Origin of the sequence: Pseudomonas sp. MWU15-20650 (genome assembly GCF_023242475.1) — a bacterium.
Taxonomy (GTDB): Bacteria; Pseudomonadota; Gammaproteobacteria; order Pseudomonadales; family Pseudomonadaceae; genus Aquipseudomonas.
Genome location: NZ_JALJFG010000008.1, coordinates 128,821 through 153,081, shown reverse-complemented (window position 1 = coordinate 153,081; position 24,261 = coordinate 128,821). Strand labels below are relative to the sequence as shown.

Here is a 24,261-nt window from a genome sequence, read left to right as displayed (position 1 = left end):
ATGCACCAGTAACCGAATCAGGAGAGTTTCATGCTGCGTTCCATGCTGCGCCTTGTTGCCCCATCCGTCGCCCTTGCGTTGGTCTTGCCTATGGGCGCCCACGCGGCCTCGCTGCTGGAGGCCCAAATGAACAGGAAGCTGCAAAGCGTCGCAGCCGAAAGCAACAAGGACCTGCCCCGGGAAATCGATGAAAAAACCCTGGAAGTGGCCTACACCGTAGAAGGTATGCAACTGATTGATCACCTCAGTGTGCAACCTGACCGGGCAGAGCAAATGCGCGATAACCCCAAGGCCGTGTATTTCCAGCTGGGGCAAAGCGTATGCCTGAACAAGGGTTACCGCGAATTGATGGCCAAGGGCGCAGTGATGCGCTACGAAATCACTGAGAACAAGACCAACCGCCCAGTGGCATCGGTCAAGTTCGTGGAAGCCGATTGCCCGGCACCGGCTGCGGCGAAGAAGAAAAAGTAAGCACCGCTCGCCCCTCGCGCGCCACTGTCCAGTGGCGCGCACGCCCCACCCCGCCACCACTCCAGCCGACAACGGAGCGCTGCGACGACTGATCAATAAGCGGTTGCCAGCCAAGGGTTTTTCGGCTCATCATCAAGTCATCCCATCCGTCCGCTCACAGCAGTTCCCAATGCTGTTCTGTAACACTTTCAGGGCAAAAGAGGCTTGCCTCATGTGGCATGCCACAACACATGCAGTGTCGTGGCCCCGACGACGCTCTCGTCGACCACCCAGGCCCTGTGAAGAAGGAGAAGTTGAATGCCTTACGAATCGAATGACCGCCTGATCCGTCATTTTGAAGAAAACGGGACCGACCTCACGCAGCAGGTCGACGCACAACTCCAGTTGATCGCTCCCAACAGCCCGAATACCGCCCTTTATCGCGACATGATCCTCACCGTCCTGCGCATGGCCCAGGACGACCGTAACCGTTGGAATGCCAAAATCACCTTGCAGGCCATCCGCGAGCTGGATAATGCCTTCCGCGTCCTGGAGCAGTTCAAGGACCGACGCAAAGTGACAGTGTTCGGCTCCGCCCGAACCCCCGTCGAAAGCCCCTTGTATGCCTTGGCCCGGGAGGTCGGCGCGATGCTGGCACAGTCGGACCTGATGGTGATCACCGGCGGCGGCGGCGGCATCATGGCGGCGGCCCACGAAGGCGCGGGCCTGCAGCACAGCCTGGGCTTTAACATCACCCTGCCCTTTGAACAGCACGCCAACCCGACCATTGATGGCAGCGAAAACCTGCTGTCATTCCACTTTTTCTTTACCCGCAAGCTGTTCTTCGTCAAGGAGGCCGACGCGTTGGTGTTGTGCCCGGGTGGTTTCGGCACCCTGGATGAAGCACTCGAAGTATTGACCCTGATCCAAACCGGCAAAAGCCCACTGGTACCGGTGGTGTTGCTGGACGCACCCGGCGGCGGGTTCTGGCAAGGCGCCTTGGACTTTATCCGCAGCCAGCTGGAAGCCAATCGCTATATCCTGCCCACCGACCTGAAGCTGGTTCGCCTGGTGTACAGCGCAGAAGAAGCAGTGGCAGAGATCAACCAGTTCTATGCCAACTTCCATTCCACCCGCTGGCTGAAGCGTGAGTTTGTGGTGCGTATGAATCATCCACTCAGTGATCGAGCATTGGCCCATTTGCAGAAAGAGTTCGCGAGCCTGAGGCTGAGCGGGGAATTTCAGCAGCTTGCCTATACGGGTGAGGAGCATGACGAGCCAAGGTTCAGTCATTTGACACGGCTGGTGTTCAACTTCAACGGTCGCGATCAGGGGCGGTTGCGGGAACTGGTGGATTACATCAACTTGCCAGAGAACTGGGCGCAGGCTCAGGGCAAGACGCAACAGCGTGTGACGTCAGAACCGGCGTGATTTTTTGAGCAAAAAAAAAAGGCCCACTATTTTCATAGTGGGCCTTTTGTTGTGTGGCGTTCAGTCAGTCGTCCATATCCCGGCCACTTAACAAGCGACTGATCATCTCCATCGAAAACCCGCGATAACTCAGGAAGCGCCCTTGCTTCGCTCGCTCCTTGGCATCAATTGGTAGATGCCCAGAAAACTTGCGACGCCAGGTGTCTTCCAACTGCGACTGCCAACTGATATCGCATTCACGCAAGGCGAGGTCAATATCGGCGCGCTGCAGGCCTCGCTGGGTCAGTTCTTCGCGAATTCGCGCCGGCCCATAGCCGGAGCGCGCTCGGTAGGACACAAAACTTTCGAGGTAACGGGACTCTGACAACAGCCCTTCTTCCGTCAACCGGTCGAGGGCCGTTTCGATCATTTCAGGCTCTGCACCGCGCTGGCGCAGTTTACGCGTCAGCTCGACTCGACCATGCTCGCGGCGAGCGAGCAGGTCCATCGCAGTGCGCCGAACGGCGACGAGTGTATCCAGTACAACAGTCATTGCTTGCTTCAGATATCGGTGTCAGCTTCTTCCATTTCGTCAACCGGCTCGCGGTTGGCGGCAGCTTTCACGTCTGGCGCTGCGGTCAGCAGCTTGTCGCGAATCTGCTTTTCAAGCGTTGCTGCGATATCCGGGTTGTCTTGCAGGAACTTGGCCGAGTTGGCCTTGCCTTGACCGATCTTGCTGCCGTTGTAGGCATACCAGGCACCGGACTTCTCGACGAAACCGTGCAGCACGCCCAGGTCGATCATCTCGCCGTTCAGGTAGATACCCTTGCCGTAGAGGATCTGGAACTCGGCCTGACGGAAAGGCGGGGCCACTTTGTTCTTCACGACTTTAACGCGGGTTTCGCTACCCACCACCTCGTCACCTTCCTTCACCGCGCCGGTACGGCGGATATCCAGACGGACCGAAGCGTAGAACTTCAACGCGTTACCACCAGTGGTGGTTTCCGGGCTGCCGAACATCACGCCGATCTTCATACGGATCTGGTTGATGAAGATCACCAGGCAGTTGGCGTTCTTGATGTTACCGGTGATTTTACGCAGCGCCTGGGACATCAGACGGGCTTGCAGGCCCACGTGCATGTCACCCATTTCGCCTTCGATTTCAGCCTTGGGTACCAGGGCCGCCACGGAGTCGACCACGATCACGTCGATGGCGTTGGAGCGCACCAGCATGTCGGTGATTTCCAGGGCCTGCTCGCCGGTATCCGGCTGGGAAACCAGCAGGTCATCGACATTGACGCCCAGTTTGCCGGCGTACTCAGGGTCCAGGGCGTGCTCGGCGTCGACGAACGCGCAGGTAGCACCCATCTTTTGAGCCTGGGCGATCACCGACAGGGTCAGGGTGGTTTTACCCGAAGATTCAGGACCGTAGATTTCAACGATACGGCCTTTTGGCAGGCCGCCAATGCCGAGCGCAATGTCCAGACCCAGAGAGCCAGTGGAAATAGCCGGGATCGCCTGGCGGTCATGATCGCCCATACGCATTACGGCACCCTTGCCGAATTGACGTTCGATCTGACCCAGGGCCGCAGCCAAGGCTTTCTTCTTGTTGTCGTCCATTAAAGTCCTCACGTAATCAATAAGGCCTGACGGCCAACACCTGTATAAGTAGACAGTATTGTTCCACAAAGATCCGGGATCGCCTACCCCTGATTTTCGATTTCTGCTGCAGCTCGTCGCAACAAGCCCTCTAGCGCGGCCTTTACCGTTTGTCGGCGAACTTCGTCGCGGTTGCCAGGGAAGTGCGCAAGCTCAGCCGTCACCTCCTCGCCCACCCCGAAGGCCAACCACACGGTGCCCACCGGCTTGTCCGGCGAACCGCCATCGGGGCCCGCGACACCGCTGACCGCCACCGCAAATCTAGCCAGGCTTTTTTCCTGCGCGCCGCGGACCATCGCCTCTACCACTTCCTGGCTGACGGCGCCGACTTTGGCGAACAGCTTCTCCGGCACACCCAGTTGCCGGGTCTTCTGGCGGTTGGAATAAGTCACATAGCCCGCCTCGAACCAGGCCGAACTGCCCGGTATCCGCGTGATTGCCTCGGCAATACCGCCGCCGGTGCAGGACTCGGCAGTGGTGACGTGGGCATTGAGCACTTGCAAGCGGCGACCCAGTTCAGCAGCCAGTTGAGTGATTTCCTTCACGGTCGTCTCCAAGAGTGGGCGGGGTTTTGCCCACCCTACAGGAGCCTAGCGGCCATGCAAGTTACAGCATGCATCAAGAGACTACCGCACGACGGCTCGCACATACGCCTGGCAGGCACGCAAAGCAATCAGGGCGCTATCACCGTCGTCGGTGATGCCGATAATTCGCTGAGCATGCGCCGGGTCAAGTCGGGCTCGCGGGGCTGCATGAACCACGCTGCCGGGGCTGGGGGCGGCAGGCACTGCACGGTTACTGGTGGGGTCGGTGGCGTCGAGAAGGACTGACAACCGCACATCAGCAGTGGCCAGGCGGTCACGCAGAGCAGCTTGGTTGCGTTGGGCATCGCTCAATTCCTGAGTGTGTTGTTGGTCGCTGGTGTTGAGTTGTTGCTCCAGGGTCAGACGCTGGGTCTGTTCGAGTTGCTGTTGATGTAGCACCGTCTGCAGCTGCTGCTTGAGCACATCGGCTTGGGAGGCTGACTGCCGTTCGAGTTGCAAACCATAGCGCCAGGCTTGGAGTTGCCAGGTAATCGCTGCAGTGCTTGCCATGGCCAGTACCAAGAACAGCAGGCCGATCAGCTTCGGTAGCCGAGTCAAAGCAACGCCCTGCGCACACCCTCGGTCAACACCGCGTCGGGGTAGGCATACCCTCCATTCTCATGGTGGATGATAGCCTTGACGATCCCACGCATCACCGCTGACCTGGTCAGGTCGATTTCTGCGCCAGGCTGGGTGCCGCTGCTCACTTCGACGGCATGAACGTAGGCTGCCGTATCGTTCTCAACATCGGGAGCCCACCGGCCGATGATCGCCCTCACCGTTCTGAGCCCGTACTTGCGCTGGTAGATCAGCAGCAACTTGCCCATCGCTCGGATACCATTCTCGGGCGTATCAAATCGAGCAAATCGCTTCTCGATGGCAGGGTCAGGTTTGAGCTGGCCCTGCCATTGGTTGGCTGGGTTGTAGTCGATATTCCCGGGGTTACAGTTACGTACCCCACGGGGCTCTGTGACCGGCATTGCGTTCTCCAGGCAATAAAAAACCCGCGAAGGCGGGCTGTGGGGTGCAACGTGTTTGGCGCTGCGTGCAAGGCAGGTCGAAGCTGAATCAGGGCGCCGGTTTACCATCCAGATAAGGCGGTGCATTCGGGTCCGGTTCTCGGCTCTTGATCACGTCGACCAATGCCTGGTTGCTCTGGGCCAAGAGGCGCAAGGCTGCGTTGAGCCCCACCTGGCCATCGGTTTGGGTTTGCAGGGCGGCGATCAAACGGTTGATCGCGGCCAAATCTTCGTCGTTCATCGGTGTGGCTCCTGTGTGAGATCAGTGGGTGCGCTCAAAGCCTTGCAATCTCAAATCGACAGACCGCTTGCAGCAATCGAACTGCGGTAGTTTTGCGTCGTATCGAAAGTGTGGGTCACCGTGTCGATGGACCAACGGCCTTGCATATAAGCTGGCCAGGTCTGATCCAGCAGCAGCAGGCCCTCGGCCGCCAGCAGCGGGTTACCCGGACAGTCAATGGTCAACTTAAGCCCCTCGCGCCCCACTCGGCGCAACTCCCCTTCGGCGGCGGCACGGGCTTCATCGGCGTTCTGGAAACGCTGGCGAAGGATCTTGAACGGTGCGACACCGACCTCGATCTTGCGCTGCTTGCCCGTGCCGCCGTCCCACCAACTGGCGCTAGCGCCCTGGTACTTGGCCCGTGCCGTGTCTTCCATCTTGGCGCTGATAAACGCTTGGTCGCCCGGGCGATTGTCCTGGGTCACCGACAGGCTCACGTCCGGTATTGGCTGGCGTGAAATCGACTTGGTTTGCCCGCGCTTGGCCAACACGTACAGCTCGTTGATAGGCTTGGTGACCGCATCAAAGCGAGCGGCGAGCCGAGTAATAAAGCCCATGTCGGTTTCATTGGATTGATCGACATGGGAAATCGGGATGACGTCCAGCTCGGGATCCACCCGGGGTGAAAAACCATGACGCGTTGTCAGTTGGCGGAACAACGCCCCCAGGGTCGTTGGCCCATGACTGAGCGAGCGACGCTGCCGAAAACCACTCTGGTCCGCCACACTGAAAGGCGCTGCCGACGCCACGATAGCCAGGCGCATGGGGAAAAGATGAGGAGTTCGCTGGGTCACAATGAACGCCCCCTTCTCGACCAGGCCTGACTCGCGATAACCGACTCGCATACCGATCTTGCCCCCCAGGCTGGGCAAGCCCTCCAGGCCCTCGATATTGAGCATCAGCTCCAGCCGGTCGGACTCGATACCGGCCGCATCGGTGTGTTTGAGTTGCATCAGACGTTGGTTGAGCAGCGCCGCATTGGTACCGTAAAACTCCACGAAAGGCGTGAATCCCATCGACATGCAACCTCCTTAATCCCAGGCGGAAACGGGCCGCAGTGCGGCAGGCCGTGACTCAAGCTCGGGCACGATGACCCAGACGCCAGCCGGCAATACCGGACCGTGTTCGGCGAGCCCGGGGTTGAGGCGCCAGAGACGCTCTTCCGCGGCATCATCGCTGCGCCCAAGCTCGCGATAGAGCAGCAGGTTGACCGAATCACCGGCAATACTTCGTACCCTACGCATTGACGAACTCCTCCAACACCAGCGTCCAGTTAATCACCATGGCAGTGCCGTCATCGATCACCTCCGACTGGCTCTCCGTAACGCTCGTGACACGCCACAACCCCCAGTTACGACCGATACCATCCACCAGCGGCAGCGGCCGGCGCAGGTCCTGCAACGCCCGCAACTCATCCAGGCGTTGCATGCCCAGGCCGCGCATCGCCGTACCGGCGAACGTCAGACTCTGTAGTTTCTGCCCGGCCTGACGGGACTGAGGCTTGCTGGCGACGATGTCCAGGTTGACCCAACCACCGTCCGACTGACGCTGCAGGGTCTTATAGGCAAAGCCTCGCGACAGCCCGAAAATGAAGCTGCCTAACACCATTTGCTGTCGCATCACACCGCTCCATCGTTCAATGAGGCGCCGCGTCTGACCGCCAGCGCATTGTCCATCGTCGGCATGAGTTGGTTCTGCAGGGTTTGCATCACCATATTGGCCACTTGTTGTGCCGCCGTCGGGTCCACGCCGCTGATATTGATCACCGGGTTGATGCTGATTTGACGGTTGTCTGCCGGGGCACTGCTGGCGATTTTCTGGCTGACGTCAGCCGGTGTGGGCAGGCGGTCGGACGTGGCGACTTTGTCACCTATCCACGCCCCGATATCGCTGCCCAGCAGGCCACCCAACGCACCTCCGATTGCCGTGCCCACACCGGGCAGGATCAGCGAACCGAGGGCTGCACCGGCCGCAGTGCCGACCATCGAGCCGATACCGCTGCCCACAGCGACTTTGTCGCCTTCGCGATAAGCCTGCACGGTCTGCACGGCGGAATAAGCCATGCTCAGCGGGGCAAGTGCCACGCCGCCTAACTTGGTGGTTTTTCCGAGCAACCCCGCGCCCTTTTTCACGGCGCTACGCCAAGGTGATGCCTTGGCTTGTGCACCCTGTGGGCCGAGGGAGCCAGTACCTCTCAGGTCAGCACTGGCAGGTCTACGTGGCTGACGAGTACGAGGCTGCTTGCCAGGCTTACCGGACTTGCCGCCCTTGCGGCTTTTGCTGGAGCCGCCCCCCTCACAACAGGCGCCACCTTCGGCAAACATCGCCCCCAGGCTTGGGCTCAGTGCCGCAGCCCCCACGCCAAGGATTTTATCCGCAGCCTTGCCGTAGAGTTTGTCTGCCATGGCACCAAACACACCGGAAACCACCGGTTTAACCGTAGCGCCGATAGCTCCGACGGCGTTTGCAGCCGTGATCACCGCACCCGCGGTATTGGGCATAGCCTCCACCACGCTACTGAGGCTATTGAGCGCGGTGGTGTCGGCCCACAAAGCCAAATTCACCACAGGCGCCGCTACGCCAGCGCTCGCACTGTCACTCGCCGCGCCCAGCCTTTTCTTGCTGGCCTCGTAGGCATCCCGGCGTGCCTGCGTGGTGTCGCCACGTACCGCAGCGGCCCGCATGATCGCACCGCGTTCACCCAGCACAGAGGTTGCGTATTGTTGTTTATCCGCAACCAGCGCCAGAGCTTGCTCTACGCCGGCAAGGGCTGGAATCAGCGTCAGGATCGCCTGATTACCGCCAAATAACTGCGCGGCCAACGTGGCCTGTTGCTCAGGAGGGCGGGCTTTTAAGGCGCCCAGCACCGCCACCAGCGTACCGGCAGAGTCTTGCTTTCCAGGATCAACGCCCAGGGTGGCCCAAGCCTGCTGTTGCTCGACGGAGGCGTTGTTGCGATTGCCCAAGGCGGCGCTGATTGTCTCTACCCCGATGCTGGCATCGGCCTTATCGTTGCCGGCGTTCAGCAAGGCCGCCGCAAGCGCGGCAACCTGCTCGGGTTGCATGCCGGCGCCAGTGGCTGCGGCGCCTTGACGCTGTACGATGGCACCAATGTCGGCCGACTCCGCCTGTAGCCCCTGACTGCTACCCAGACGCAAAGTCGCATCCGCCAGGTCCATGGCCTGGCTTCGATCCAGATTCATCGACGTACGCCAGGCGCCCATCATCTCGCCCGCGTTTTTTACCTCAATCTTGAACAACGACGCGGTGATCGCCGTATCACGGGCAAACTCCAGCAACGCTTGCTGGCGCTGTTGTGGGTCGGCCTGGCTACCGCCACCGATACCCGACTTGGCGGCGACGTATTCAACCTTGGCAAGCTCGGCCGGGCTCGCGCCGGTGGCCGCCATCACCGGTTCGGTGACAAGGTCAAGGTTGGCTTGCTTCAGGTGCTTGCGTTGGCGCCCCTGAAATTGCAGCAACTGATCCAAGTCCGTCATCGCGCCATCCAACGCTTTGGACAACACCGGCGGCTGGGCGACGGCCCCATTCGTAGCTTGAGGCTTGGATGTATCTGTTGACGGACTGCTTTGCCAGGCTTCATTTTCTTTCTGGCGCGCCGCTGAGGCTCCAAGCAACTGCGCATGCGACAGGAGACTGGCGTTAAGCACATCCACACTGTCTCGCAGTAGCCCTTGCGACACGTTGAGCCCACTGATTGCCACGCTGGCATTAGTCAGCGCCAGACCAAGATGAGCAACGCTATCTTGCGGCTGCGTGGCAATAGCCGCCTGCGTGTGACTGCCTTCGGCGGCGGCAAGGGGCACACTCCCCACGTTATCGAGGGAGGCTTGCTTGAGTGAATAATCACCGTTTGCCATCCGTTCTACTCCTGTTTAACCCCAAGGCGAGTGATCGCGATGTCGTAGCGGCGCATTGCTTTCCCGGCGTCCCAGTCGAGGATCTCCGCCTCATTGACCGAGTAAATCAGCGGCACCACATCGAGGATCACTTCGATGTCGCGCGCCGAAAGAAGTCCGCCGGTTGATTTAAAAAATCGTCGATGCGCTCCTGCAGTTCCGTCCAGTCGGGCACGGTCAGACCGGCCAGGTCGGGGATCATCAGGCCGGTGCAATGAGCGGTGATGAACTCGGCGCGCTCTTTGTTGGTGGCGAGTTTTTTCATCACCTTGGTGGCGCGCAGGGCGGGCATTTCCAGGGGCAGTTCGGTCAGGGTTCGACCGGCTGCCTCCAGGGGCAATAGCAACTGGACGGGTTGGTCGTGGGGTGTCGCTTCATCCGCATTCAGGAAGAACGACGTCGGGCGCGTCGACATCTCGTGTACGTACTGGGCAATGCTCACGTAATCAGGGCGCTTGAGCTGGTCGAGCTCTTTTTCCGACAGGCCGGTGGCGAGTTTCGCCAGTTCGAAAAACTGATCGTCCTCGTCATCACCGGCCCGGGCCAGCGCGTCTTTTTGCGCGGCGTAGAACAACGGTTTTAGCTGAACCTGCTGGATCGTCGCGCCGGTGTCGGCGGTGATCGGAGCCAGCAGGATATGCAACGGTGGCATCCAGGCCATGGGGCAATTCCTTGTAGAGCGGTATTGAAAAGCACGGGAATCCCAATCTGAGCGCGGTCTCTGTGGGAGCTGGCTTGCCTGCGATAGCATCAACTCGGTGCTCCAGACGCACCGAGCCGCCTGCATCGCGGGCAAGCCCGACTCCCACATTGACCGTGCCCGCTTCGATTGCAGTTATCCTTACGGCATCAGTACGGCGCGGCGCGCATCGCCCAGAATGTCGACGCCGTTGAGCACGAACTTCTGGGTGCGCACGTCGATGTCGATCACCGAAACGCCATTTTCCAGACGGTTGTAGGTGCGGCAGGACAGTTCCAATGTAGTGGTAGCCTTCTCACCCATTTTCAGCTTCGCCTCCTCCAGGGATTTGAGCTTGCCGCCGACGGTGTGGTAGGTGAAGTAGGTCTTGCCGTCCTGGTCCTGGCCGGCTTCACGCACGTTCAACAGGATGTCGTCGCCCCTGCGCACGCCCAGGGCCAGCATGATTTCCGGGCCAGCACCTTGCAGGATCAACTTGGCATTCAACACCTTGCCGCTCTTGGCCATTTCTTCGGCGATGAAGCGCCCGCCGGACATGGCTTCCATGTCGAACTCGATCTTCGGCGGGGTGAATTCTTCCACAGTCGCGGACAACGGCAGGCCTTGAAGGGTGGCCGCAATGGCCTGTCTTACACGGTTGGTAAACATTAGAGAACGTCCTCCAGGAACTGCTCGATGATTTCATCGCGGGCGTTGAGTTGATAAATCATGTGTTCGTTCGGCGCGTAGCGGCCGTAGTCGATGACGATGAACCAGGTGCCGTTCTTGTACTTCTCGACACTGTTCAATTCCGGGTGCAGGTACACGCTGCCGCCGGGGATGGTTTCGTCGGCGACCAGGGTTTGCAGCCAGTCATTGATGCGCTTGACCTCTTGGTCCATGAAGGATTTGGTGAGGTTCTTGGCCATGGCTTTCTGGCCGGCCTTGACCAGCTTGCGGCTGATCGCGTCTTCCAGGCCGACGTAGCTGATGAACTTGCCGGTGATGGAACGGTTACCCAGCAGCGAGAAACCGCCGAGGATGGTGCGCGCGTAGTAGCTCACGCCGTAACGGTTGAGCAGGTCGCCTTCGGTGGACGTGTCGAGGATGTTGTACTCGACTACGCGGGAAACGTCCTCGGCGAAGGTCACCTGATTACCCGGGCTTTCCCACTGCTTGACCTTGGCCAAGGCGGCGATGGCCAGCGAGGATGGCGACAGGAATACGTTTTTCTTCGCCGCCTTGGAATACACCGACGGCATGTTGTGCACCAGCAGGCACCGGTCGAAGCCCAGGTCTGCACCGCCCAACTCGCCGCTGTAGGTCACTTGATCGGCCACCGAGGCGTCCTTGCCATCCAGCACCACACGGGCCTTGATGCGCTTGCCGAAGGAGGCAAACTCACCGGCCACGGCCTTGGTGCCGGTAAAGCCTGGAGCACCGATGATGGTCAGGTCTTCAGGCACGCTGCTCAGGGCCGCCAGGCCCAGTTTTCGACCGGTAACCGGGTCGTTGCCGCCGATCACGTTGTTGATCGTGTCAGCCGGGGTCGCGCCCTCCTCCACGATGACCACATAGACCGGTACCTTGACCACTTTGAGGATCTGGTACACCGCCTGGAACAAGGTGCCCGACTCGGTGCCGGTAGGGTCCAGCAGCGCCTGGGTGGTGAAGCTGTTGATGCGAAACGGCGCGTTTTTTGGGATCGATGCGTGGGCATTCGGCGCGGTGCCGACCAGGCCGATCACGTTATCGCCAAGGCCACCCATGGCCTCGGGGGATTCAGTGGCATTTACAGTGATGCCGTTGTGCTCGAAGTTCAGGACTTCTGCCATGGTTATTCAGCCTTCTTGGGGGTGGAGTTGAGGACGCGGGTCACTTCCAGACGGCCAACGGTGCGCAGGGCGGATGCTTCGACGTCGAGCAGTTCCAGTTCTTCGCCAGCGGTGGACCAATGGCCGTTGCCGATGGGGAATGGGATGAGGACGGTGTAGGTTTGGCGGTTTTGCATGGGTGGAATTCTCCGGGTAGAAAACGCCAAAGCCCCTTCGAGGAGGGGCTTTGGGGTGGCGAAAAAAAACCGCTTTCGCGGTGGGTAATTACTTCTCTTCTGGCAACGGGAAACGCGCCTTGATTTCGGCTACTTTCGCTCGCCACTCTTTCTCCTTTTCAGCCGTACCGTCGAATTGCCACTCTAGGTACATCGGGTCAGCTTCGCTGGCATAGGCAGATCGGCGAGCAACAATAGTGCTAGCGAGTGCCGCAGCGGTAGCGGCTTTCTCGATCAGCGCCTGAGCGGCCACATCGCTAAAACCAAGACCTTTAAGTGTCTGCACGCTGGCAGGTACGTTGATCAGCGAGTCGCCTGCTGGAGTTACCAGTTTTTCAATAAACAAAGTCATTTGATCAGTCCTTAAACCTTGGCGGTATACCGAGTGTCGTTATCATAGGAATAGGCCAAGCGCTTTTCTGGGTAAGTCTTTCCAAGCACGGCATCGGCTTGGGCCAGTGCGTAAGGCTTCACGACCCAACGCACTTCCCAATCAGCCGTGACGTCATCTTTCATGATCACTTCGGTGTCCACCTTGCTAAAACTCACAGGGTAATCAAACGTCTTGGTGATCGTGTAACTCAAACCACCTCTTAGGTACATTCCGGAAAATTGTGGAGAGGTGGTCAGTTGACCAGCGACCAAGCCGACATACATGGGCTTAAGCCCTGTAACGGCACGAGCTGTACAAATCATCCCAAACGAGATGCCCCGAACCGTTTCGCGATAAGTTTGCGATATTCGTTTGATCGATAGAAAGTTAGCATCACCATTCCATGGAAAACCAACACCTTCCAATTGCAGGCTCAAACCGGCGATATGATAGATACCCTCACCAAAAGGCGCCTTTTCGCTGTCTCGAGCAAAAATGCGAGAGATCGTCAGTTCGGTTTCGCCCCCATCATTCCCGGGCATACTCCACCACACTGGATAAAGCACATCCGTGGACAAGCCGGTAAGGTCAATGTCCTGTTTATAAAGCGCACGGCCATTAATGTCTTTCGCCTGCACACTGTTACGCCATGCAGTGAACTGACTCGATGCTGCCTCTACCCGTGCATCAATTTTGCCAATCTGGTTAGTCACTGTTTCCGTCAGTTTATTACACGCATCCACAACTTTCGTGATAGTCGCTTCAATTCCCATCATCAACTCCCTGTCAATTAATCTTTTCAGCACTTTTGTCAGTGCAACTATTTCGCTTCGAGATGCATGACCCGCAACATCAGATCAACGTGGCGAGACATATTGCCAACCGAAGCCGCCGCCATAATCGCGATCTCTTCAGCCAACAACACATTCAAATTTTCACTCCCCACTACAATCGTTACGCTATCCGCCGGCAACGGCGAAACATCCAAGGTGAACTTTTGCAGCACCCGTGCCGCCGCCGCTTTATACGTCAGCAACCTCCCTGCCACGGAGTAAACAGCCAGCAAGGTCCCACTGGCGAGGTAAAAACCAAACTCGCCAATTTCATACTCAGCCTCGCCATCAAACAGCGCAGCCATCCTGAGTTGCCTGTCGCCCAGGTCCTCGTAGTCCACAATAGCGACCCGTTGGCGTTCATCGCGCAAGGCCACTTCTGTGCCGTCTGGGTTATACCGGCCGGTGCCCGCGCCGATATGAGTGATTTCGCCTTTCAGGCCCTGGTTCTTTGCCTGCAACACTTCATCCAAACCCTTGGAGGTGAAGCGCACCAGGCGCGTAATGTCATCTGTCATGGCTGCGCCCTGAGGTCGTAGTCGTTAATGGTGTAGTGCCGGGAAACCCCGACACTGTTTAGCCGGGCGGTAAGCCCGAGTTCGGGTAGCGCGCCTTCAAGGTGCAACTCGCCATCGATCAGTGGTCTGTGGGCTGCGCTGCTGAAGGAGACGACACCGTGTAACTTCATCTCGGGCAAGGCACCGGCTCGGCTGTCGTCACCAATGCTCAGTCCTGGGTCAGCCGCGGCGCAGACCCTCAAGCCTTGAGTGGTTTCGTGAACAATCGTGATCGTCGCCTGATCCCGCTCACTCTTCGCCGCGTTAATGCGGCGGATCAGCCGGTTGTGATCACCGCTGGACCAACTGCGCCCGATAATCGCCTGCACGTCGAAGGTATAAGGCACACCCAATGGCCGTTGCTGGTACCAGGCGTTGATGTTGGGGGTAAAGCCCAATGACTCCACCGCATGGCTCAGCGCCTGGGGTGTACCGGCCTGGCGTTGGATCTGCCAGGACAAGGCCACCGTCAGGCGCTTTTCCGCCTCGCTGGCGTCGGCGTCCCATTCGCTGACGCCACGGTCCGCAGCCAAGTAAGGAAGGAATTCACTGGGGGTGTACAGCGGGTTCATCAGCGCCGGAAACGGCGGCATGACCCGCTCAAGCAACTTGCCGAACCCCAGGTCCAACGCTTTTTCCAGCGGTGAACTGTTAGCCGGCAACAAACTCGCTTTAGGCTCACTCATAGCGTGCGCACCTCCACCTCGACACCCGTGCAATACGGGGCCTGGAACGCGGTGCTGACAATCGGCTCCAGCGGCTCAAGGATTTGCAGTTGCGCGGCGCCTGCGCTGTGGATGGCGTAGTCGATCCAGCTCGGGTCTACGCGCCCTTCCAGGCGATGGCAGGAGTCGGCGTAGGTTTGCAGCAATTGTTGCGCCGCCACTTGGGTCAGCCCCGAATCCGGACCGGCGTTGATCTTGGCCACCACACGAATCTTGTAGGGTTGGATCTGTGCGCCCTGGACTGTGACGAGATCGGTTTCCGGGCGTACGTCCGGCCGTGCGAAATGTCGACGCACACCGTCAAGCAGGTCAGCCGACGGCGTACCATCGCCGTCACGAGAAAGTACGGTGACCATCACTTCACCCGGCGCAGTCCGACGACCGTTGCCATCTTTGACCTGGGCCGCATAGCCGTCCGGATCGAAGGTGTAGCTGACAGTCACCACGCCTGGCGTTGCACTTTGCACTTTCACCGCAGGGCGTTCACCCAGGGTGAAGACCTCGCGGCGATACTGCATGCGTGAGCCTGCCGCCGGCGCATGGGGTGCCAGGTAGTAGCGCAGTCGGGCGTCGTCGTCGCTCTCCAAGGTCGGCGGCACCGGGGGAAAAGCCGCCGGGTCGCCGCGGTCGAGCACTTGACGCTCCAGGCCCATGTCGGCCAGGCGTGCATCCAGGTTGCTGCCGGTGGCCCACCACGCCAGCATCTGTTTGATGCGGGCGTTGTATTTGCGCTCGTGGGTTTGCAGGCGTACGCAAAAGGCTTCCAGGGCCAGGGTCAGCAGCTCGCTTTCATTGTCGAGGCTGACCTTGAGTTTGGCCGCGCTTTGCGGCGCTCGGGTGGCGACGTAGTCGATGACGAACGCCTTGAATTCGGCCAGCAACGGTTCGAACTCGTCCACCGTGATGATGGCCGGTTCCGCCAGTTGGTTCTGGCCGGGGATCAGCATGCTCATGTCACGACCTCGAAGGATTGTTGGCGGTTTTTCCAGGTGCCGGCAAAACGCAGCAACAGGCCTGCACCTTGGCGGGTGGCGACGATGACCTGTGGCTCGAAATCGCCGATGCCGTTCTGAGTGTTGTAAAACGCCTGGGCGGCGTGGCTCTGGGCAAGGATCAGCAGGTCATCGCCGAGGTTCTGTCCGAGCAGCTGTGGGATCAGCGAGCCGTACAAAGGGCGTTTTTGCCGAGTGCCCACAGGGGTGGTCAACGCTCGGGTAGCGCGCTGCACGAATTGCAGCCAGTCATCGACGGCTGCCCCGGCGTTCCTTTCGATTCCAATCATGGGATGTCCTTATCAGGGGCTGATGACTCGTCCTTGGTGGTCCACCACCGGGCCACTGAAGTGCGCGCCGCCGGCATCCAGTACCAGGCGGGTGCCGCCGATTTGCAGGGTGATGTCCTGGGCACTCAGGGTCAGGCTGGCGGCACCGACTTCAATCTCGACCTGTTCGCGCGAACCGCTGACCGTGGTTGGGCCGTTGACCCAGCTAAAGGTGTGGCTGGCGTCGTCATAGTCGCTTTGGGTGCCGTCTTGATGACGTCGCCGGGTCAATGAGGCAACAGTGGAAACGGGCGGAAACCGGCTACTGTTGAGGCCGAACAAGGCCACGGACTGCGCACCGCCTTCACCGCCGCCATAGTTGAGCAACAGACACTGCTCGCCCACCGAGGGGATGCGCGTTTCCGTTTGCGCACCCGCGCTGGGGTTGAAAAAGCGGATGGCCGGGCTGAGCAACTCACCATGGCTGACCTTGCAGGTACTGCTTGCGGCATCGACTTCCTGGCAGATGCCAATCCGACAGAAGCTGTCGGCGCGTCGGTACAGGTCTTCGAGTTGGGTCTCCATTTCCGCCAGACGCTCGATGATCGGCCCCAGTTGCATGCGTAACAGCGCGTCGAACATGGGCTACTCCGCCAGTGGCTTGTATTGATCGGGGTCGTCGATGTTCGAGACATCCCAGGTGCAGGCAAACAGCGGTTTACCGATAGGGTCGTTGAGTAACGCAGGCCCGAGATAAAGGGTTTGGGTGAAGGAAACGGTCCAGGTGTCGTAGTCCGGATCCGAGGTGGACCGCAGCGAGGGTGCCGCTACGATATTGGTCGGCAAATCGCACTGTGCCGGCGGTAAGTTCCAGCGGTTATCCAGCACCAGGTCCATGAGTTGGCTGGCCAGGTCGCATGCATCAAACGGCAATGCTCCCGGCGCAGCCATGGCCTTGAGCGAAAGGTCCAAGGCGTGGGCTTTGCGCCCTTCCCGAGATCGAATGCCCGGGCCATTGCCCTCGACCGTGATCAACACGCCGGTTTTCTCCCCGGCGCCCTGAAAGTCCTGATGATTGCCGACCTTCAAGCCTGGGAAAGCTGCGTGCAGCACCTCAGCGATGGCTTGGGGCAGTTGGGATGGCTTTTCGATAAGCGTCATTTAAGTAGCGTCCTTGCAACGGTTACTGCGGGTCCTGACGGGAACCTTCGTTGATGCCGATGCGCTTGGCCGCCCAGCGTTCATAGAGGCCGATGGCCACATCGGCACCGGCCATGGCGGTCAGGCAGCCAATAGCGCCGGCGGTCCATATCGACATACCGGCGGCGTAACACAGCATCAGGGCCGATACCCCGCAGACCATGCAGGCCCCGGAACGCAGCGCCAGACGGCGGATCAGCGACCAACCACGGGCGCCTTCTTTGTCTGCGCGCCACATTTCTCCAGACACGCCGCCGATCACTGCCAATACGATGACCAGCCAGATAGGCATTTCCGCTAACGCTTGCTGTTCATTTGTCATGTCACGCCTCCTGGCTGAGCAATAGAGAGTCCATATTTCATTTACAAATACTTCGATAGGTAGGCATTCCAAAAAGCCCGGTTGCCCGGGCTTTTCAGTAATGATGTCCTCGGACTTTCGGCGCTACTGGCGCGGTACGGTCCTTTCCTCAATGTTTTTCCGACCACGATCCCTGTCTGCCGGATAACTGCTTCTGGTGCTTTACGCTGCACACCCGGGCCAGTTGCCAACCCTCTGAACCGTTAAGGCCGGTTCATCGCTGCCTGTTTTTGAAGCGTTGAAACTAAAGAGCGTCGGCATCCTTGCCGGTGTTGCCTGGCATCCCTGCCATCGCTTCGATGGCGTCCTTGCCGAATTGCGTGCCTTCCTTGTCTTCCTTGGCAGCATCCTTGCCGCCTCCACCAGACCTTGTTGGCTGGCTTGAGGTGAAGAATATGCATGTATGCATATACAGTCAATGCACAGATGCATTTATTTTTACCATGAAATGCACGCATGCATTCGAAGCCTTACGGGCTTGGGGTTTGACGGGTTTCTGCGGGCGAAAAAAAACCCGCCCATGGGCGGGTTTCTTCTTACGTGTGGAGGTTAGCGGGCGTACATGCCCCACCAGAAAACATGACCGAGGATGCTGATCTGCTCATCCTGGATCTCCTGGAAGCTGTAGTCCTCATCCGGATGCTCATCACGGTTGAAGCTGCGCAGGCGAATCCCGGAAGGCAGGCGATAGAGCTGTTTAACCCGCAGTTGACCATTGTGATTGATGGCATACAGGTCGCCATCGACAATGTCACCAATGCCGCTCTTGCCGGCATTCACCCCCACCGTGGCGCCGTCGCGCAATACCGGCAACATACTGTTGCCGCGCACCGTTACACACTTGGCCTGGTCGAACTGCACCCCGTTATGCCGCAGGCTGCGCTTGCCGAACCGCAGGCTGGCCTTCTCGCTTTCCTCGATGACGAATCTTCCTGATCCAGCAGCCAATTCAACCTCGCGCAGAAAGGGGATCGACACCTCGTCATCATTAACGGGCGTGTCGTCATCCCACAGGCTTATGTCCTTGAGTTCCGAATGCATCGGATCGCGCCCATCGTCGCGCAATGCGCCCACCGCCGCGCGCCCGCGCAGTTGGTCGGTGCTGACGCGAAAATACTCGGCGATGCGGGAGATGTGTTTGTCCGACGGGTCAACGATCTTGCCGCTGAGGATCCGTGACAGTGTGGATTGAGGCACACCGGTACGCCGGTGAAGCTCCGTGGGGGAGATCCGGTCGCGGTCCAGCAGCTCTCTTAAGACGATAGAAACGTTGCGTTTTTGCATAACGCGGATAGTGACGGGAGTTTTGGGGGTTGGCAAATGCTAATTTGCATATTTATACATAACACGGAGGTATTAAGTGAAGTTACCACCAGTAAAGGGGCCGGAATCGCGTGATAGTCTCTACCTCACCACCGAAACAGATGGGGATGTTAGATGGACAGACCGCATTTCCCGAAGCTGGCAGGATGACACCTGCAGAGATCTGCGTTAAGCACCCCCTTCTCCTTTCACTCCGACCCACCTCTATTTAGCATCAACGGCGGTGTTTCCCTGCACGAAGTCTTGCACCACGCCTCCGACCTCCTCCATGTTGCCAAGCAGCTCGCAGAAGATGCGGCGATGACAAAAGAAACGGACCGTTATGCCTGGGCATCGCATTACTTGCAGGAGATGGTCAAGGCGGTGATTGATGAGGTAGTGAAGGTGCTGGATTCGCCCAGCAACAATCAGTAAAGGGTGAAAGCAAAAAAAGGGGCGATGCATTTGAATAATGCGCCGCTCCTTTTTACGTTTTACCTATCCGTTTGCGACCTGCGAAGGGTCGACTTCACGTGTTAACCTTGCGCCCATCGCAAAAAATGCTGGGCCAAGCGCCCAATGCCGATCAGTTGAACGACCCCGATTGGGCAGACACCGAAGATAAAATGTGGGAGCTGTCGAGCTTCAGCGAGGCTGCGATGCAGGCGCTGCGGTCTGGCAGGTACAGCGCGGTGATCCCTTCGCAGCCTCGCTATAGCTCGACAGCTCCCACATTCGACCTGCTTTGTCTGGACGTCGGCATTCCTTAACTGATTGACACTGGACCACGCGCCCCCTTTGCCCCATCACTTTCAACGAATTTGCCTATTACCCAATGAGTAAAAACACGTCCGATCTGTCCTCCCACACCCCGATGATGCAGCAGTACTGGCGCCTGAAAAACCAGCACCCTGATCAGTTGATGTTCTACCGCATGGGCGACTTCTACGAGATCTTCTATGAAGATGCGAAGAAGGCCGCCAAGCTGCTGGACATTACCCTGACTGCGCGCGGGCAGTCGGCTGGGCAGTCGATTCCGATGTGTGGGATCCCTTATCACTCGCTTGAAGGCTACTTGGTCAAGCTGGTGAAGCTGGGCGAGTCGGTGGTGATCTGTGAGCAAATCGGCGACCCGGCCACCAGCAAAGGGCCGGTGGAGCGTCAGGTGGTGCGCATTATTACGCCGGGGACGGTGAGTGATGAGGCGCTGCTGGATGAGCGCCGCGATAACCTGATCGCTGCGGTATTGGGCGATGAGCGTTTGTTCGGCCTGTCGGTACTGGACATCACCAGCGGCAATTTCAGCGTGCTGGAGATCAAGGGCTGGGAGAACCTGCTGGCGGAACTGGAGCGCATCAATCCTGTGGAGTTGTTGATCCCGGATGATTGGCCCAAGGATCTTCCGGCGGAGAAGCGTCGTGGGACCAAGCGTCGTGCGCCGTGGGATTTCGAGCGGGACTCAGCGCTGAAAAGTCTGTGCCAGCAGTTTTCGGTGCAAGACCTTAAAGGCTTCGGTTGCGAAACCCTGACCCTGGCCATCGGCGCCGCCGGTTGCTTGCTCAGCTATGCCAAGGAAACCCAGCGCACCGCGTTGCCACACTTGCGCAGCCTGCGTCATGAGCGCCTGGATGACACCGTGGTGCTGGACGGTGCCAGCCGCCGCAACCTGGAGCTGGACACCAACCTGGCTGGCGGCCGCGACAACACGCTGCAATCGGTGGTCGACCGTTGCCAGACCGCGATGGGTAGCCGTTTGCTGACCCGTTGGCTGAACCGTCCGCTGCGGGACTTGACCGTGCTGCAAGCGCGCCAGACGTCTATTACCTGCCTGCTGGACGGTTATCGCTTCGAAAAGCTGCAGCCACAACTGAAAGAAATTGGCGATATTGAGCGCATCCTGGCGCGGATCGGCCTGCGTAACGCGCGGCCCCGTGACTTGGCGCGTCTGCGCGATGCCTTGAGCGCCCTGCCGCAATTGCAAGTGGCGATGACCGAACTGGACACGCCGCACCTGCAACAGCTTGCCATGACGGCTGGCACTTACCCTGACCTCGCGGCGCTGCTGGAAAAAGCCATTATCGACAACCCGCCAGCGATTATCCGTGACGGCGGCGTGCTGAAAACCGGTTATGACAGCGAGCTGGATGAGCTGCAGTCGCTGAGCGAAAACGCCGGGCAGTTCCTCATAGACCTGGAAGCCCGCGAAAAAGCCCGCACCGGCCTGGCCAACTTGAAGGTCGGCTACAACCGCGTGCACGGCTACTTTATCGAGTTGCCGAGCAAGCAGGCCGAGTCGGCACCGATCGACTACCAGCGTCGCCAGACTCTCAAAGGTGCCGAGCGCTTTATCACCCCGGAGCTCAAAGAGTTCGAAGACAAGGCGTTGTCGGCCAAGAGCCGCGCCCTGGCGCGCGAAAAGATGCTGTATGAAGCCTTGCTCGAAGACTTGATCAGCCGATTGGCGCCGCTGCAAGACACCGCCGCCGCCCTGGCTGAACTGGATGTGCTGAGCAACCTGGCCGAGCGGGCACTGAACCTGGACTTGAATTGCCCACGGTTTGTCAGCGAGCCGTGCATGCGCATTGTGCAGGGGCGTCACCCGGTAGTGGAACAGGTGTTGACCACGCCGTTCGTGGCCAACGACCTCTCGCTGGATGATGACACGCGCATGCTGGTGATCACCGGGCCGAACATGGGCGGTAAATCCACCTACATGCGCCAGACAGCATTGATCGTGCTACTGGCGCATATCGGCAGCTTTGTGCCTGCGGCCAGTTGCGAGCTGTCGCTGGTCGACCGCATTTTCACCCGGATCGGCTCCAGCGATGACCTGGCTGGTGGCCGTTCGACGTTTATGGTGGAAATGAGCGAAACCGCCAACATTCTGCATAACGCCACCGAACGCAGCCTGGTGCTGATGGACGAAGTCGGTCGTGGCACCAGCACCTTCGACGGTTTGTCCCTGGCGTGGGCCGCCGCCGAGCGCCTGGCGCATTTGCGCGCCTATACGCTGTTTGCCACGCACTATTTCGAGCTGACCGTACTGCCGGAAAGCGAGCCGCTGGTGGCCAACGTGCATCTCAACGCCACCGAGCACAACGAGCGTATCGTGTTCCTGCACCACGTGCTGCCCGGCCCGGCGAGCCAGAGTTACGGCCTGGCCGTGGCGCAACTGGCCGGCGTGCCGGCAGACGTGATTACCCGTGCGCGCGAGCACCTGAGCCGCCTGGAGGAAACCGCCCTGCCCCACGAGATTCCCGTGGCCAGCCCGGCCAAAGCCAGCAACAAACCCAGCGCTCCGCACCAAAGCGACATGTTCGCCAGCCTCCCCCATCCGGTACTGGATGAGTTGGCTAAGCTGGACTTGGATGGCTTGACGCCGCGCAAAGCGCTCGAAATGTTATATGCACTGCAGACTCGGATATAACGCAGACGCGTGCAAGCTGGTAGACTCTCGCGCGGTTTGGGATGCTGCAGGCTCTTAGCCTGGCCTGCAGACTATCGCTCCCGAACCTCGCGAGCCCTGCCACAAAGGGTTTCGCTGCCGCCGCCTGAGGAGAAAATTAGAAATGACCTTCGTCGTTACCGACAACTGCATCAAGTGCAAGTACACCGACTGCGTCGAAGTGTGTCCGGTGGACTGCTTCTACGAAGGCCCGAACTTCCTGGTTATCCACCCGGATGAGTGCATTGACTGCGCCCTGTGTGAACCAGAGTGCCCGGCCGTTGCCATTTTCTCCGAGGATGAAGTCCCGGCAGAGATGCAGGAATTCATTCAGTTGAACGTCGAGCTGGCGGAAATCTGGCCGAATATCACTGAGCGCAAAGATCCGATGCCGGATGCTGCAGAGTGGGATGGCAAAAAAGGTAAGATTGCAGACCTCGAACGCTGATAGCGTCGTCGCCCCCAAAAGGCCCCTTGCGGGCCTTTTTGCGTTTCTGCGTGGCCAGTTTTACTTTTCTACAGGCAAAAAAAAGGGGCGGTATGACCCGCCCACATTTTTTCCCTAGTCCCTGTATTCCTTTTCATCATCCTGATGAATCGCATCCTGCGATGTTCCTTCAACCATCGTTCCTTGATGGCCGTGTCAATCCGTGGACACGGGGCTGATGTTAGAGAGTTCCGAGGGAAGTTCAACGGGATCCAAGCCGTGCAGTGGCAAATTTGAACACCCAAACAAGTATAAATAATTGCTATTTTTCAATGGCTTAGAAAAGTCGTTCGATGATTCGAGACGTCTGCGCCGAGCAAAAAAACCAAACACTTACGAAAAAGTAAGCGAATGCTTACACGAGCAATTGTGTAAACGCGTCACGGAGCACCTTTGACTGAGCCGCAGGCATGAAAAAGCCCCGACACAGTCGAGGCTTTTTCCTCCAGCAGGGTCAGTCGTCGCTGACTGTAATCGTCGGCATCGCCGGCGCAGCGGCTTCTTGCAGGACGATCCGCGCGCCCACATGACGGGCCAGTTCCTGGTAGATCATCGCGATCTGCCCATCGGGTTCGGCTGCCACAGTAGGTTTGCCACCATCGGCCTGTTCACGAATCTCCATCGACAGCGGCAACGAGGCGAGCAGTTCGACGCCGTACTGAGTCGCCAGCTTCTCGCCACCACCTTCGCCAAACAGGTGCTCGGCATGCCCGCAGTTGGAGCAGATGTGCACGGCCATGTTTTCCACGACGCCCAGCACCGGGATGTTGACCTTGCGGAACATCTCCACGCCTTTCTTCGCGTCCAGCAGTGCCAGGTCCTGGGGCGTGGTCACAATCACCGAGCCGGCCACCGGGACTTTCTGTGCCAGGGTCAGTTGGATGTCGCCGGTACCTGGCGGCATGTCGATTACCAGGTAATCCAGGTCGCCCCAGGCGGTCTGGGTGACCAATTGCAGCAAGGCACCGGACACCATCGGCCCGCGCCAGACCATCGGCGTGTTGTCATCGGTGAGGAAGGCCATGGACATGACTTCCACGCCCATCGACTCAATCGGCACGAACCACTTCTGGTCCTTGACCTTCGGTCGGGTGCCTTCGGCAATGCCGAACATAACGCCTTGGCTGGGGCCATAGATGTCGGCGTCGAGAATGCCCACGCGTGCCCCTTCACGGGCCAGGGCCAGGGCCAGGTTGGCCGCCGTGGTGGACTTGCCCACCCCGCCCTTGCCGGATGCCACGGCTACCACATTCTTGACGTTGGCCAGGCCCGGGATCTGCGCCTGGGCTTTATGCGCGGCAATCACGCACTGGATGTCGACCTTGGCCGAACGCACCCCGTCAAGGCCCTCGATGGCCATTTGCAGCATCTGCGCCCAACCGCTCTTGAACAGGCCGGCGGCATAACCCAGCTCCAGCTGGACCGAAACCTGGTCGCCCTGGACTTCGATAGCGCGTACGCAGCCGGCGATGACCGGGTCCTGGTTCAAATAAGGGTCGGTGTATTGGCGAAGAACGGCTTCCACCGCTGCGCGATTGACGGCGCTCATGGGCTACTCCCGAAAAAAGACTGACTGAAACAGGCGGCTATCCTAACCGTTCCGGCCGCCCAACGGCATGCTTTCGAGGCTCGGGAAGATTCAGAAACAGCGCCACGGGGTGAAATA

Annotated in this window: 32 protein-coding genes; 5 read left to right on the top strand and 27 right to left on the bottom strand. The window is 59.2% G+C overall.

The window, feature by feature from the left end; all coding sequences use genetic code 11:
- Positions 1-30 precede the first annotated feature (30 nt).
- Entirely contained in the window at positions 31-471 is a 441-nt protein-coding gene (locus M5B43_RS10100; RefSeq protein ID WP_248749959.1) for a PA3611 family quorum-sensing-regulated virulence factor, read from the top strand.
- Between the two features lie 297 nt (positions 472-768).
- A complete protein-coding gene (locus M5B43_RS10095) occupies positions 769-1,881 on the top strand; it encodes a TIGR00730 family Rossman fold protein (protein ID WP_248749958.1) in 1,113 nt (370 codons plus the stop codon).
- Between the two features lie 64 nt (positions 1,882-1,945).
- Here the strand turns inward: M5B43_RS10095 and recX are convergent, their stop codons facing one another.
- From recX to M5B43_RS09970, 26 genes are all read right to left on the bottom strand, one after another.
- On the bottom strand, positions 1,946-2,413 hold the full coding sequence (gene recX / locus M5B43_RS10090) for a recombination regulator RecX (protein ID WP_248749957.1): 468 nt from the start codon (positions 2,411-2,413) through the stop codon (positions 1,946-1,948).
- A gap of 8 nt (positions 2,414-2,421) precedes the next feature.
- On the bottom strand, positions 2,422-3,480 hold the full coding sequence (recA, locus tag M5B43_RS10085; protein WP_248749956.1) for a recombinase RecA: 1,059 nt from the start codon (positions 3,478-3,480) through the stop codon (positions 2,422-2,424).
- Between the two features lie 83 nt (positions 3,481-3,563).
- Positions 3,564-4,064, bottom strand: a complete 501-nt coding sequence (locus M5B43_RS10080) for a CinA family protein (RefSeq protein ID WP_248749955.1) — start codon at positions 4,062-4,064, stop codon at positions 3,564-3,566.
- A gap of 81 nt (positions 4,065-4,145) precedes the next feature.
- Positions 4,146-4,613 carry a lysis system i-spanin subunit Rz gene (locus M5B43_RS10075; RefSeq protein ID WP_248749972.1) on the bottom strand — a complete coding sequence of 156 codons (468 nt, stop codon included), beginning with the start codon at positions 4,611-4,613 and terminating at the stop codon, positions 4,146-4,148.
- A gap of 44 nt (positions 4,614-4,657) precedes the next feature.
- Positions 4,658-5,083 (bottom strand): structural protein, encoded by a 426-nt coding sequence (locus tag M5B43_RS10070; protein WP_248749954.1) that lies wholly within the window; start codon positions 5,081-5,083, stop codon positions 4,658-4,660.
- An 88-nt stretch (positions 5,084-5,171) separates the two neighbouring features.
- Entirely contained in the window at positions 5,172-5,363 is a 192-nt protein-coding gene (locus tag M5B43_RS10065) for a hypothetical protein (protein ID WP_248749953.1), read from the bottom strand.
- Positions 5,364-5,413: 50 nt separating this feature from the next.
- Positions 5,414-6,424 carry a phage late control D family protein gene (locus M5B43_RS10060; RefSeq protein ID WP_248749952.1) on the bottom strand — a complete coding sequence of 337 codons (1,011 nt, stop codon included), beginning with the start codon at positions 6,422-6,424 and terminating at the stop codon, positions 5,414-5,416.
- A 9-nt stretch (positions 6,425-6,433) separates the two neighbouring features.
- Entirely contained in the window at positions 6,434-6,646 is a 213-nt protein-coding gene (locus tag M5B43_RS10055) for a tail protein X (protein ID WP_248749951.1), read from the bottom strand.
- Complete coding sequence (locus M5B43_RS10050; protein WP_248749950.1) at positions 6,639-7,022, bottom strand: phage tail protein; 384 nt, start codon at positions 7,020-7,022, stop codon at positions 6,639-6,641. Before M5B43_RS10050 ends, M5B43_RS10055 begins: the two co-directional genes overlap by 8 nt.
- Positions 7,022-9,283 (bottom strand): phage tail tape measure protein, encoded by a 2,262-nt coding sequence (locus M5B43_RS10045; RefSeq protein ID WP_248749949.1) that lies wholly within the window; start codon positions 9,281-9,283, stop codon positions 7,022-7,024. Before M5B43_RS10045 ends, M5B43_RS10050 begins: the two co-directional genes overlap by 1 nt.
- A 5-nt stretch (positions 9,284-9,288) precedes the next feature.
- Positions 9,289-9,414, bottom strand: a complete 126-nt coding sequence (locus tag M5B43_RS27250; RefSeq protein ID WP_283099438.1) for a hypothetical protein — start codon at positions 9,412-9,414, stop codon at positions 9,289-9,291.
- Positions 9,411-9,983 (bottom strand): phage tail assembly protein, encoded by a 573-nt coding sequence (locus M5B43_RS10040; RefSeq protein ID WP_248749948.1) that lies wholly within the window; start codon positions 9,981-9,983, stop codon positions 9,411-9,413. Before M5B43_RS10040 ends, M5B43_RS27250 begins: the two co-directional genes overlap by 4 nt.
- Before the next feature lie 180 nt (positions 9,984-10,163).
- A complete protein-coding gene (locus tag M5B43_RS10035; RefSeq protein ID WP_248749947.1) occupies positions 10,164-10,670 on the bottom strand; it encodes a phage major tail tube protein in 507 nt (168 codons plus the stop codon).
- Complete coding sequence (locus M5B43_RS10030; protein WP_248749946.1) at positions 10,670-11,836, bottom strand: phage tail protein; 1,167 nt, start codon at positions 11,834-11,836, stop codon at positions 10,670-10,672. Before M5B43_RS10030 ends, M5B43_RS10035 begins: the two co-directional genes overlap by 1 nt.
- 2 nt (positions 11,837-11,838) lie before the next feature.
- Positions 11,839-12,012: a hypothetical protein gene (locus tag M5B43_RS10025; RefSeq protein WP_248749945.1), complete on the bottom strand. Its 174-nt coding sequence runs from the start codon at positions 12,010-12,012 to the stop codon at positions 11,839-11,841.
- An 88-nt stretch (positions 12,013-12,100) separates the two neighbouring features.
- A complete protein-coding gene (locus M5B43_RS10020; protein WP_248749944.1) occupies positions 12,101-12,403 on the bottom strand; it encodes a hypothetical protein in 303 nt (100 codons plus the stop codon).
- A gap of 11 nt (positions 12,404-12,414) precedes the next feature.
- Positions 12,415-13,197 carry a phage tail protein gene (locus tag M5B43_RS10015; RefSeq protein WP_248749943.1) on the bottom strand — a complete coding sequence of 261 codons (783 nt, stop codon included), beginning with the start codon at positions 13,195-13,197 and terminating at the stop codon, positions 12,415-12,417.
- A gap of 47 nt (positions 13,198-13,244) precedes the next feature.
- Positions 13,245-13,775: a hypothetical protein gene (locus M5B43_RS10010; protein ID WP_248749942.1), complete on the bottom strand. Its 531-nt coding sequence runs from the start codon at positions 13,773-13,775 to the stop codon at positions 13,245-13,247.
- Positions 13,772-14,500, bottom strand: a complete 729-nt coding sequence (locus M5B43_RS10005; RefSeq protein ID WP_248749941.1) for a phage tail protein I — start codon at positions 14,498-14,500, stop codon at positions 13,772-13,774. The genes M5B43_RS10010 and M5B43_RS10005 overlap by 4 nt, the downstream gene beginning before the upstream one ends.
- Complete coding sequence (locus M5B43_RS10000; RefSeq protein ID WP_248749940.1) at positions 14,497-15,492, bottom strand: baseplate J/gp47 family protein; 996 nt, start codon at positions 15,490-15,492, stop codon at positions 14,497-14,499. Before M5B43_RS10000 ends, M5B43_RS10005 begins: the two co-directional genes overlap by 4 nt.
- A complete protein-coding gene (locus M5B43_RS09995) occupies positions 15,489-15,821 on the bottom strand; it encodes a phage baseplate protein (RefSeq protein WP_248749939.1) in 333 nt (110 codons plus the stop codon). Before M5B43_RS09995 ends, M5B43_RS10000 begins: the two co-directional genes overlap by 4 nt.
- A 12-nt stretch (positions 15,822-15,833) precedes the next feature.
- The gene (locus tag M5B43_RS09990; RefSeq protein WP_248749938.1) at positions 15,834-16,442 is read right to left on the bottom strand and encodes a phage baseplate assembly protein V; all 609 of its coding nucleotides are present in this window, start codon (positions 16,440-16,442) and stop codon (positions 15,834-15,836) included.
- A gap of 3 nt (positions 16,443-16,445) precedes the next feature.
- Positions 16,446-16,961 (bottom strand): hypothetical protein, encoded by a 516-nt coding sequence (locus M5B43_RS09985; protein WP_248749937.1) that lies wholly within the window; start codon positions 16,959-16,961, stop codon positions 16,446-16,448.
- Between the two features lie 22 nt (positions 16,962-16,983).
- Complete coding sequence (locus tag M5B43_RS09980) at positions 16,984-17,322, bottom strand: phage holin family protein (protein WP_248749936.1); 339 nt, start codon at positions 17,320-17,322, stop codon at positions 16,984-16,986.
- Positions 17,323-17,605: 283 nt separating this feature from the next.
- On the bottom strand, positions 17,606-17,770 hold the full coding sequence (locus tag M5B43_RS09975; RefSeq protein ID WP_248749935.1) for a hypothetical protein: 165 nt from the start codon (positions 17,768-17,770) through the stop codon (positions 17,606-17,608).
- Between the two features lie 140 nt (positions 17,771-17,910).
- Positions 17,911-18,654 carry an XRE family transcriptional regulator gene (locus M5B43_RS09970; protein ID WP_248749971.1) on the bottom strand — a complete coding sequence of 248 codons (744 nt, stop codon included), beginning with the start codon at positions 18,652-18,654 and terminating at the stop codon, positions 17,911-17,913.
- 183 nt (positions 18,655-18,837) lie between these two features.
- Here M5B43_RS09970 and M5B43_RS09965 point away from each other — a divergent pair, with 183 nt between their 5' ends.
- The 3 genes from M5B43_RS09965 to fdxA all read left to right on the top strand — a co-directional run bounded on the left by M5B43_RS09965 (position 18,838) and on the right by fdxA (position 22,556).
- A complete protein-coding gene (locus M5B43_RS09965; protein ID WP_248749970.1) occupies positions 18,838-19,098 on the top strand; it encodes a DUF3077 domain-containing protein in 261 nt (86 codons plus the stop codon).
- A 400-nt stretch (positions 19,099-19,498) separates the two neighbouring features.
- A complete protein-coding gene (gene mutS / locus M5B43_RS09960; RefSeq protein ID WP_248749934.1) occupies positions 19,499-22,090 on the top strand; it encodes a DNA mismatch repair protein MutS in 2,592 nt (863 codons plus the stop codon).
- A 142-nt stretch (positions 22,091-22,232) separates the two neighbouring features.
- Positions 22,233-22,556 carry a ferredoxin FdxA gene (fdxA, locus tag M5B43_RS09955; protein ID WP_003208688.1) on the top strand — a complete coding sequence of 108 codons (324 nt, stop codon included), beginning with the start codon at positions 22,233-22,235 and terminating at the stop codon, positions 22,554-22,556.
- Between the two features lie 493 nt (positions 22,557-23,049).
- Here the strand turns inward: fdxA and apbC are convergent, their stop codons facing one another.
- Entirely contained in the window at positions 23,050-24,144 is a 1,095-nt protein-coding gene (gene apbC, locus M5B43_RS09950; RefSeq protein ID WP_248749933.1) for an iron-sulfur cluster carrier protein ApbC, read from the bottom strand.
- Positions 24,145-24,261 lie beyond the last annotated feature (117 nt).

Bases quoted from the DNA above. Each gene is read 5' to 3' on its own strand.
- fdxA (WP_003208688.1), top strand. From the start codon at position 22,233: ATGACCTTCGTCGTTACCGACAACTGCATCAAGTGCAAGTACACCGAC.
- M5B43_RS10075 (WP_248749972.1), bottom strand. From the start codon at position 4,613: ATGGCAAGCACTGCAGCGATTACCTGGCAACTCCAAGCCTGGCGCTAT.
- M5B43_RS10010 (WP_248749942.1), bottom strand. From the start codon at position 13,775: ATGACAGATGACATTACGCGCCTGGTGCGCTTCACCTCCAAGGGTTTG.
- M5B43_RS09995 (WP_248749939.1), bottom strand. From the start codon at position 15,821: ATGATTGGAATCGAAAGGAACGCCGGGGCAGCCGTCGATGACTGGCTG.
- M5B43_RS10040 (WP_248749948.1), bottom strand. From the start codon at position 9,983: ATGGCCTGGATGCCACCGTTGCATATCCTGCTGGCTCCGATCACCGCC.
- M5B43_RS09985 (WP_248749937.1), bottom strand. From the start codon at position 16,961: ATGACGCTTATCGAAAAGCCATCCCAACTGCCCCAAGCCATCGCTGAG.
- M5B43_RS10045 (WP_248749949.1), bottom strand. From the start codon at position 9,283: ATGGCAAACGGTGATTATTCACTCAAGCAAGCCTCCCTCGATAACGTG.
- M5B43_RS10100 (WP_248749959.1), top strand. From the start codon at position 31: ATGCTGCGTTCCATGCTGCGCCTTGTTGCCCCATCCGTCGCCCTTGCG.
- M5B43_RS10050 (WP_248749950.1), bottom strand. From the start codon at position 7,022: ATGCGACAGCAAATGGTGTTAGGCAGCTTCATTTTCGGGCTGTCGCGA.
- M5B43_RS10025 (WP_248749945.1), bottom strand. From the start codon at position 12,012: ATGCAAAACCGCCAAACCTACACCGTCCTCATCCCATTCCCCATCGGC.
- M5B43_RS10035 (WP_248749947.1), bottom strand. From the start codon at position 10,670: ATGTTTACCAACCGTGTAAGACAGGCCATTGCGGCCACCCTTCAAGGC.
- M5B43_RS10020 (WP_248749944.1), bottom strand. From the start codon at position 12,403: ATGACTTTGTTTATTGAAAAACTGGTAACTCCAGCAGGCGACTCGCTG.
- recX (WP_248749957.1), bottom strand. From the start codon at position 2,413: ATGACTGTTGTACTGGATACACTCGTCGCCGTTCGGCGCACTGCGATG.
- M5B43_RS09980 (WP_248749936.1), bottom strand. From the start codon at position 17,322: ATGACAAATGAACAGCAAGCGTTAGCGGAAATGCCTATCTGGCTGGTC.
- M5B43_RS10065 (WP_248749953.1), bottom strand. From the start codon at position 5,363: ATGAACGACGAAGATTTGGCCGCGATCAACCGTTTGATCGCCGCCCTG.
- M5B43_RS09975 (WP_248749935.1), bottom strand. From the start codon at position 17,770: ATGCATACATGCATATTCTTCACCTCAAGCCAGCCAACAAGGTCTGGT.
- apbC (WP_248749933.1), bottom strand. From the start codon at position 24,144: ATGAGCGCCGTCAATCGCGCAGCGGTGGAAGCCGTTCTTCGCCAATAC.
- M5B43_RS10060 (WP_248749952.1), bottom strand. From the start codon at position 6,424: ATGTCGATGGGATTCACGCCTTTCGTGGAGTTTTACGGTACCAATGCG.
- M5B43_RS10000 (WP_248749940.1), bottom strand. From the start codon at position 15,492: ATGAGCATGCTGATCCCCGGCCAGAACCAACTGGCGGAACCGGCCATC.
- M5B43_RS10015 (WP_248749943.1), bottom strand. From the start codon at position 13,197: ATGGGAATTGAAGCGACTATCACGAAAGTTGTGGATGCGTGTAATAAA.
- M5B43_RS10005 (WP_248749941.1), bottom strand. From the start codon at position 14,500: ATGAGTGAGCCTAAAGCGAGTTTGTTGCCGGCTAACAGTTCACCGCTG.
- M5B43_RS10070 (WP_248749954.1), bottom strand. From the start codon at position 5,083: ATGCCGGTCACAGAGCCCCGTGGGGTACGTAACTGTAACCCCGGGAAT.
- M5B43_RS10095 (WP_248749958.1), top strand. From the start codon at position 769: ATGCCTTACGAATCGAATGACCGCCTGATCCGTCATTTTGAAGAAAAC.
- M5B43_RS09990 (WP_248749938.1), bottom strand. From the start codon at position 16,442: ATGTTCGACGCGCTGTTACGCATGCAACTGGGGCCGATCATCGAGCGT.
- mutS (WP_248749934.1), top strand. From the start codon at position 19,499: ATGAGTAAAAACACGTCCGATCTGTCCTCCCACACCCCGATGATGCAG.
- recA (WP_248749956.1), bottom strand. From the start codon at position 3,480: ATGGACGACAACAAGAAGAAAGCCTTGGCTGCGGCCCTGGGTCAGATC.
- M5B43_RS10055 (WP_248749951.1), bottom strand. From the start codon at position 6,646: ATGCGTAGGGTACGAAGTATTGCCGGTGATTCGGTCAACCTGCTGCTC.
- M5B43_RS10030 (WP_248749946.1), bottom strand. From the start codon at position 11,836: ATGGCAGAAGTCCTGAACTTCGAGCACAACGGCATCACTGTAAATGCC.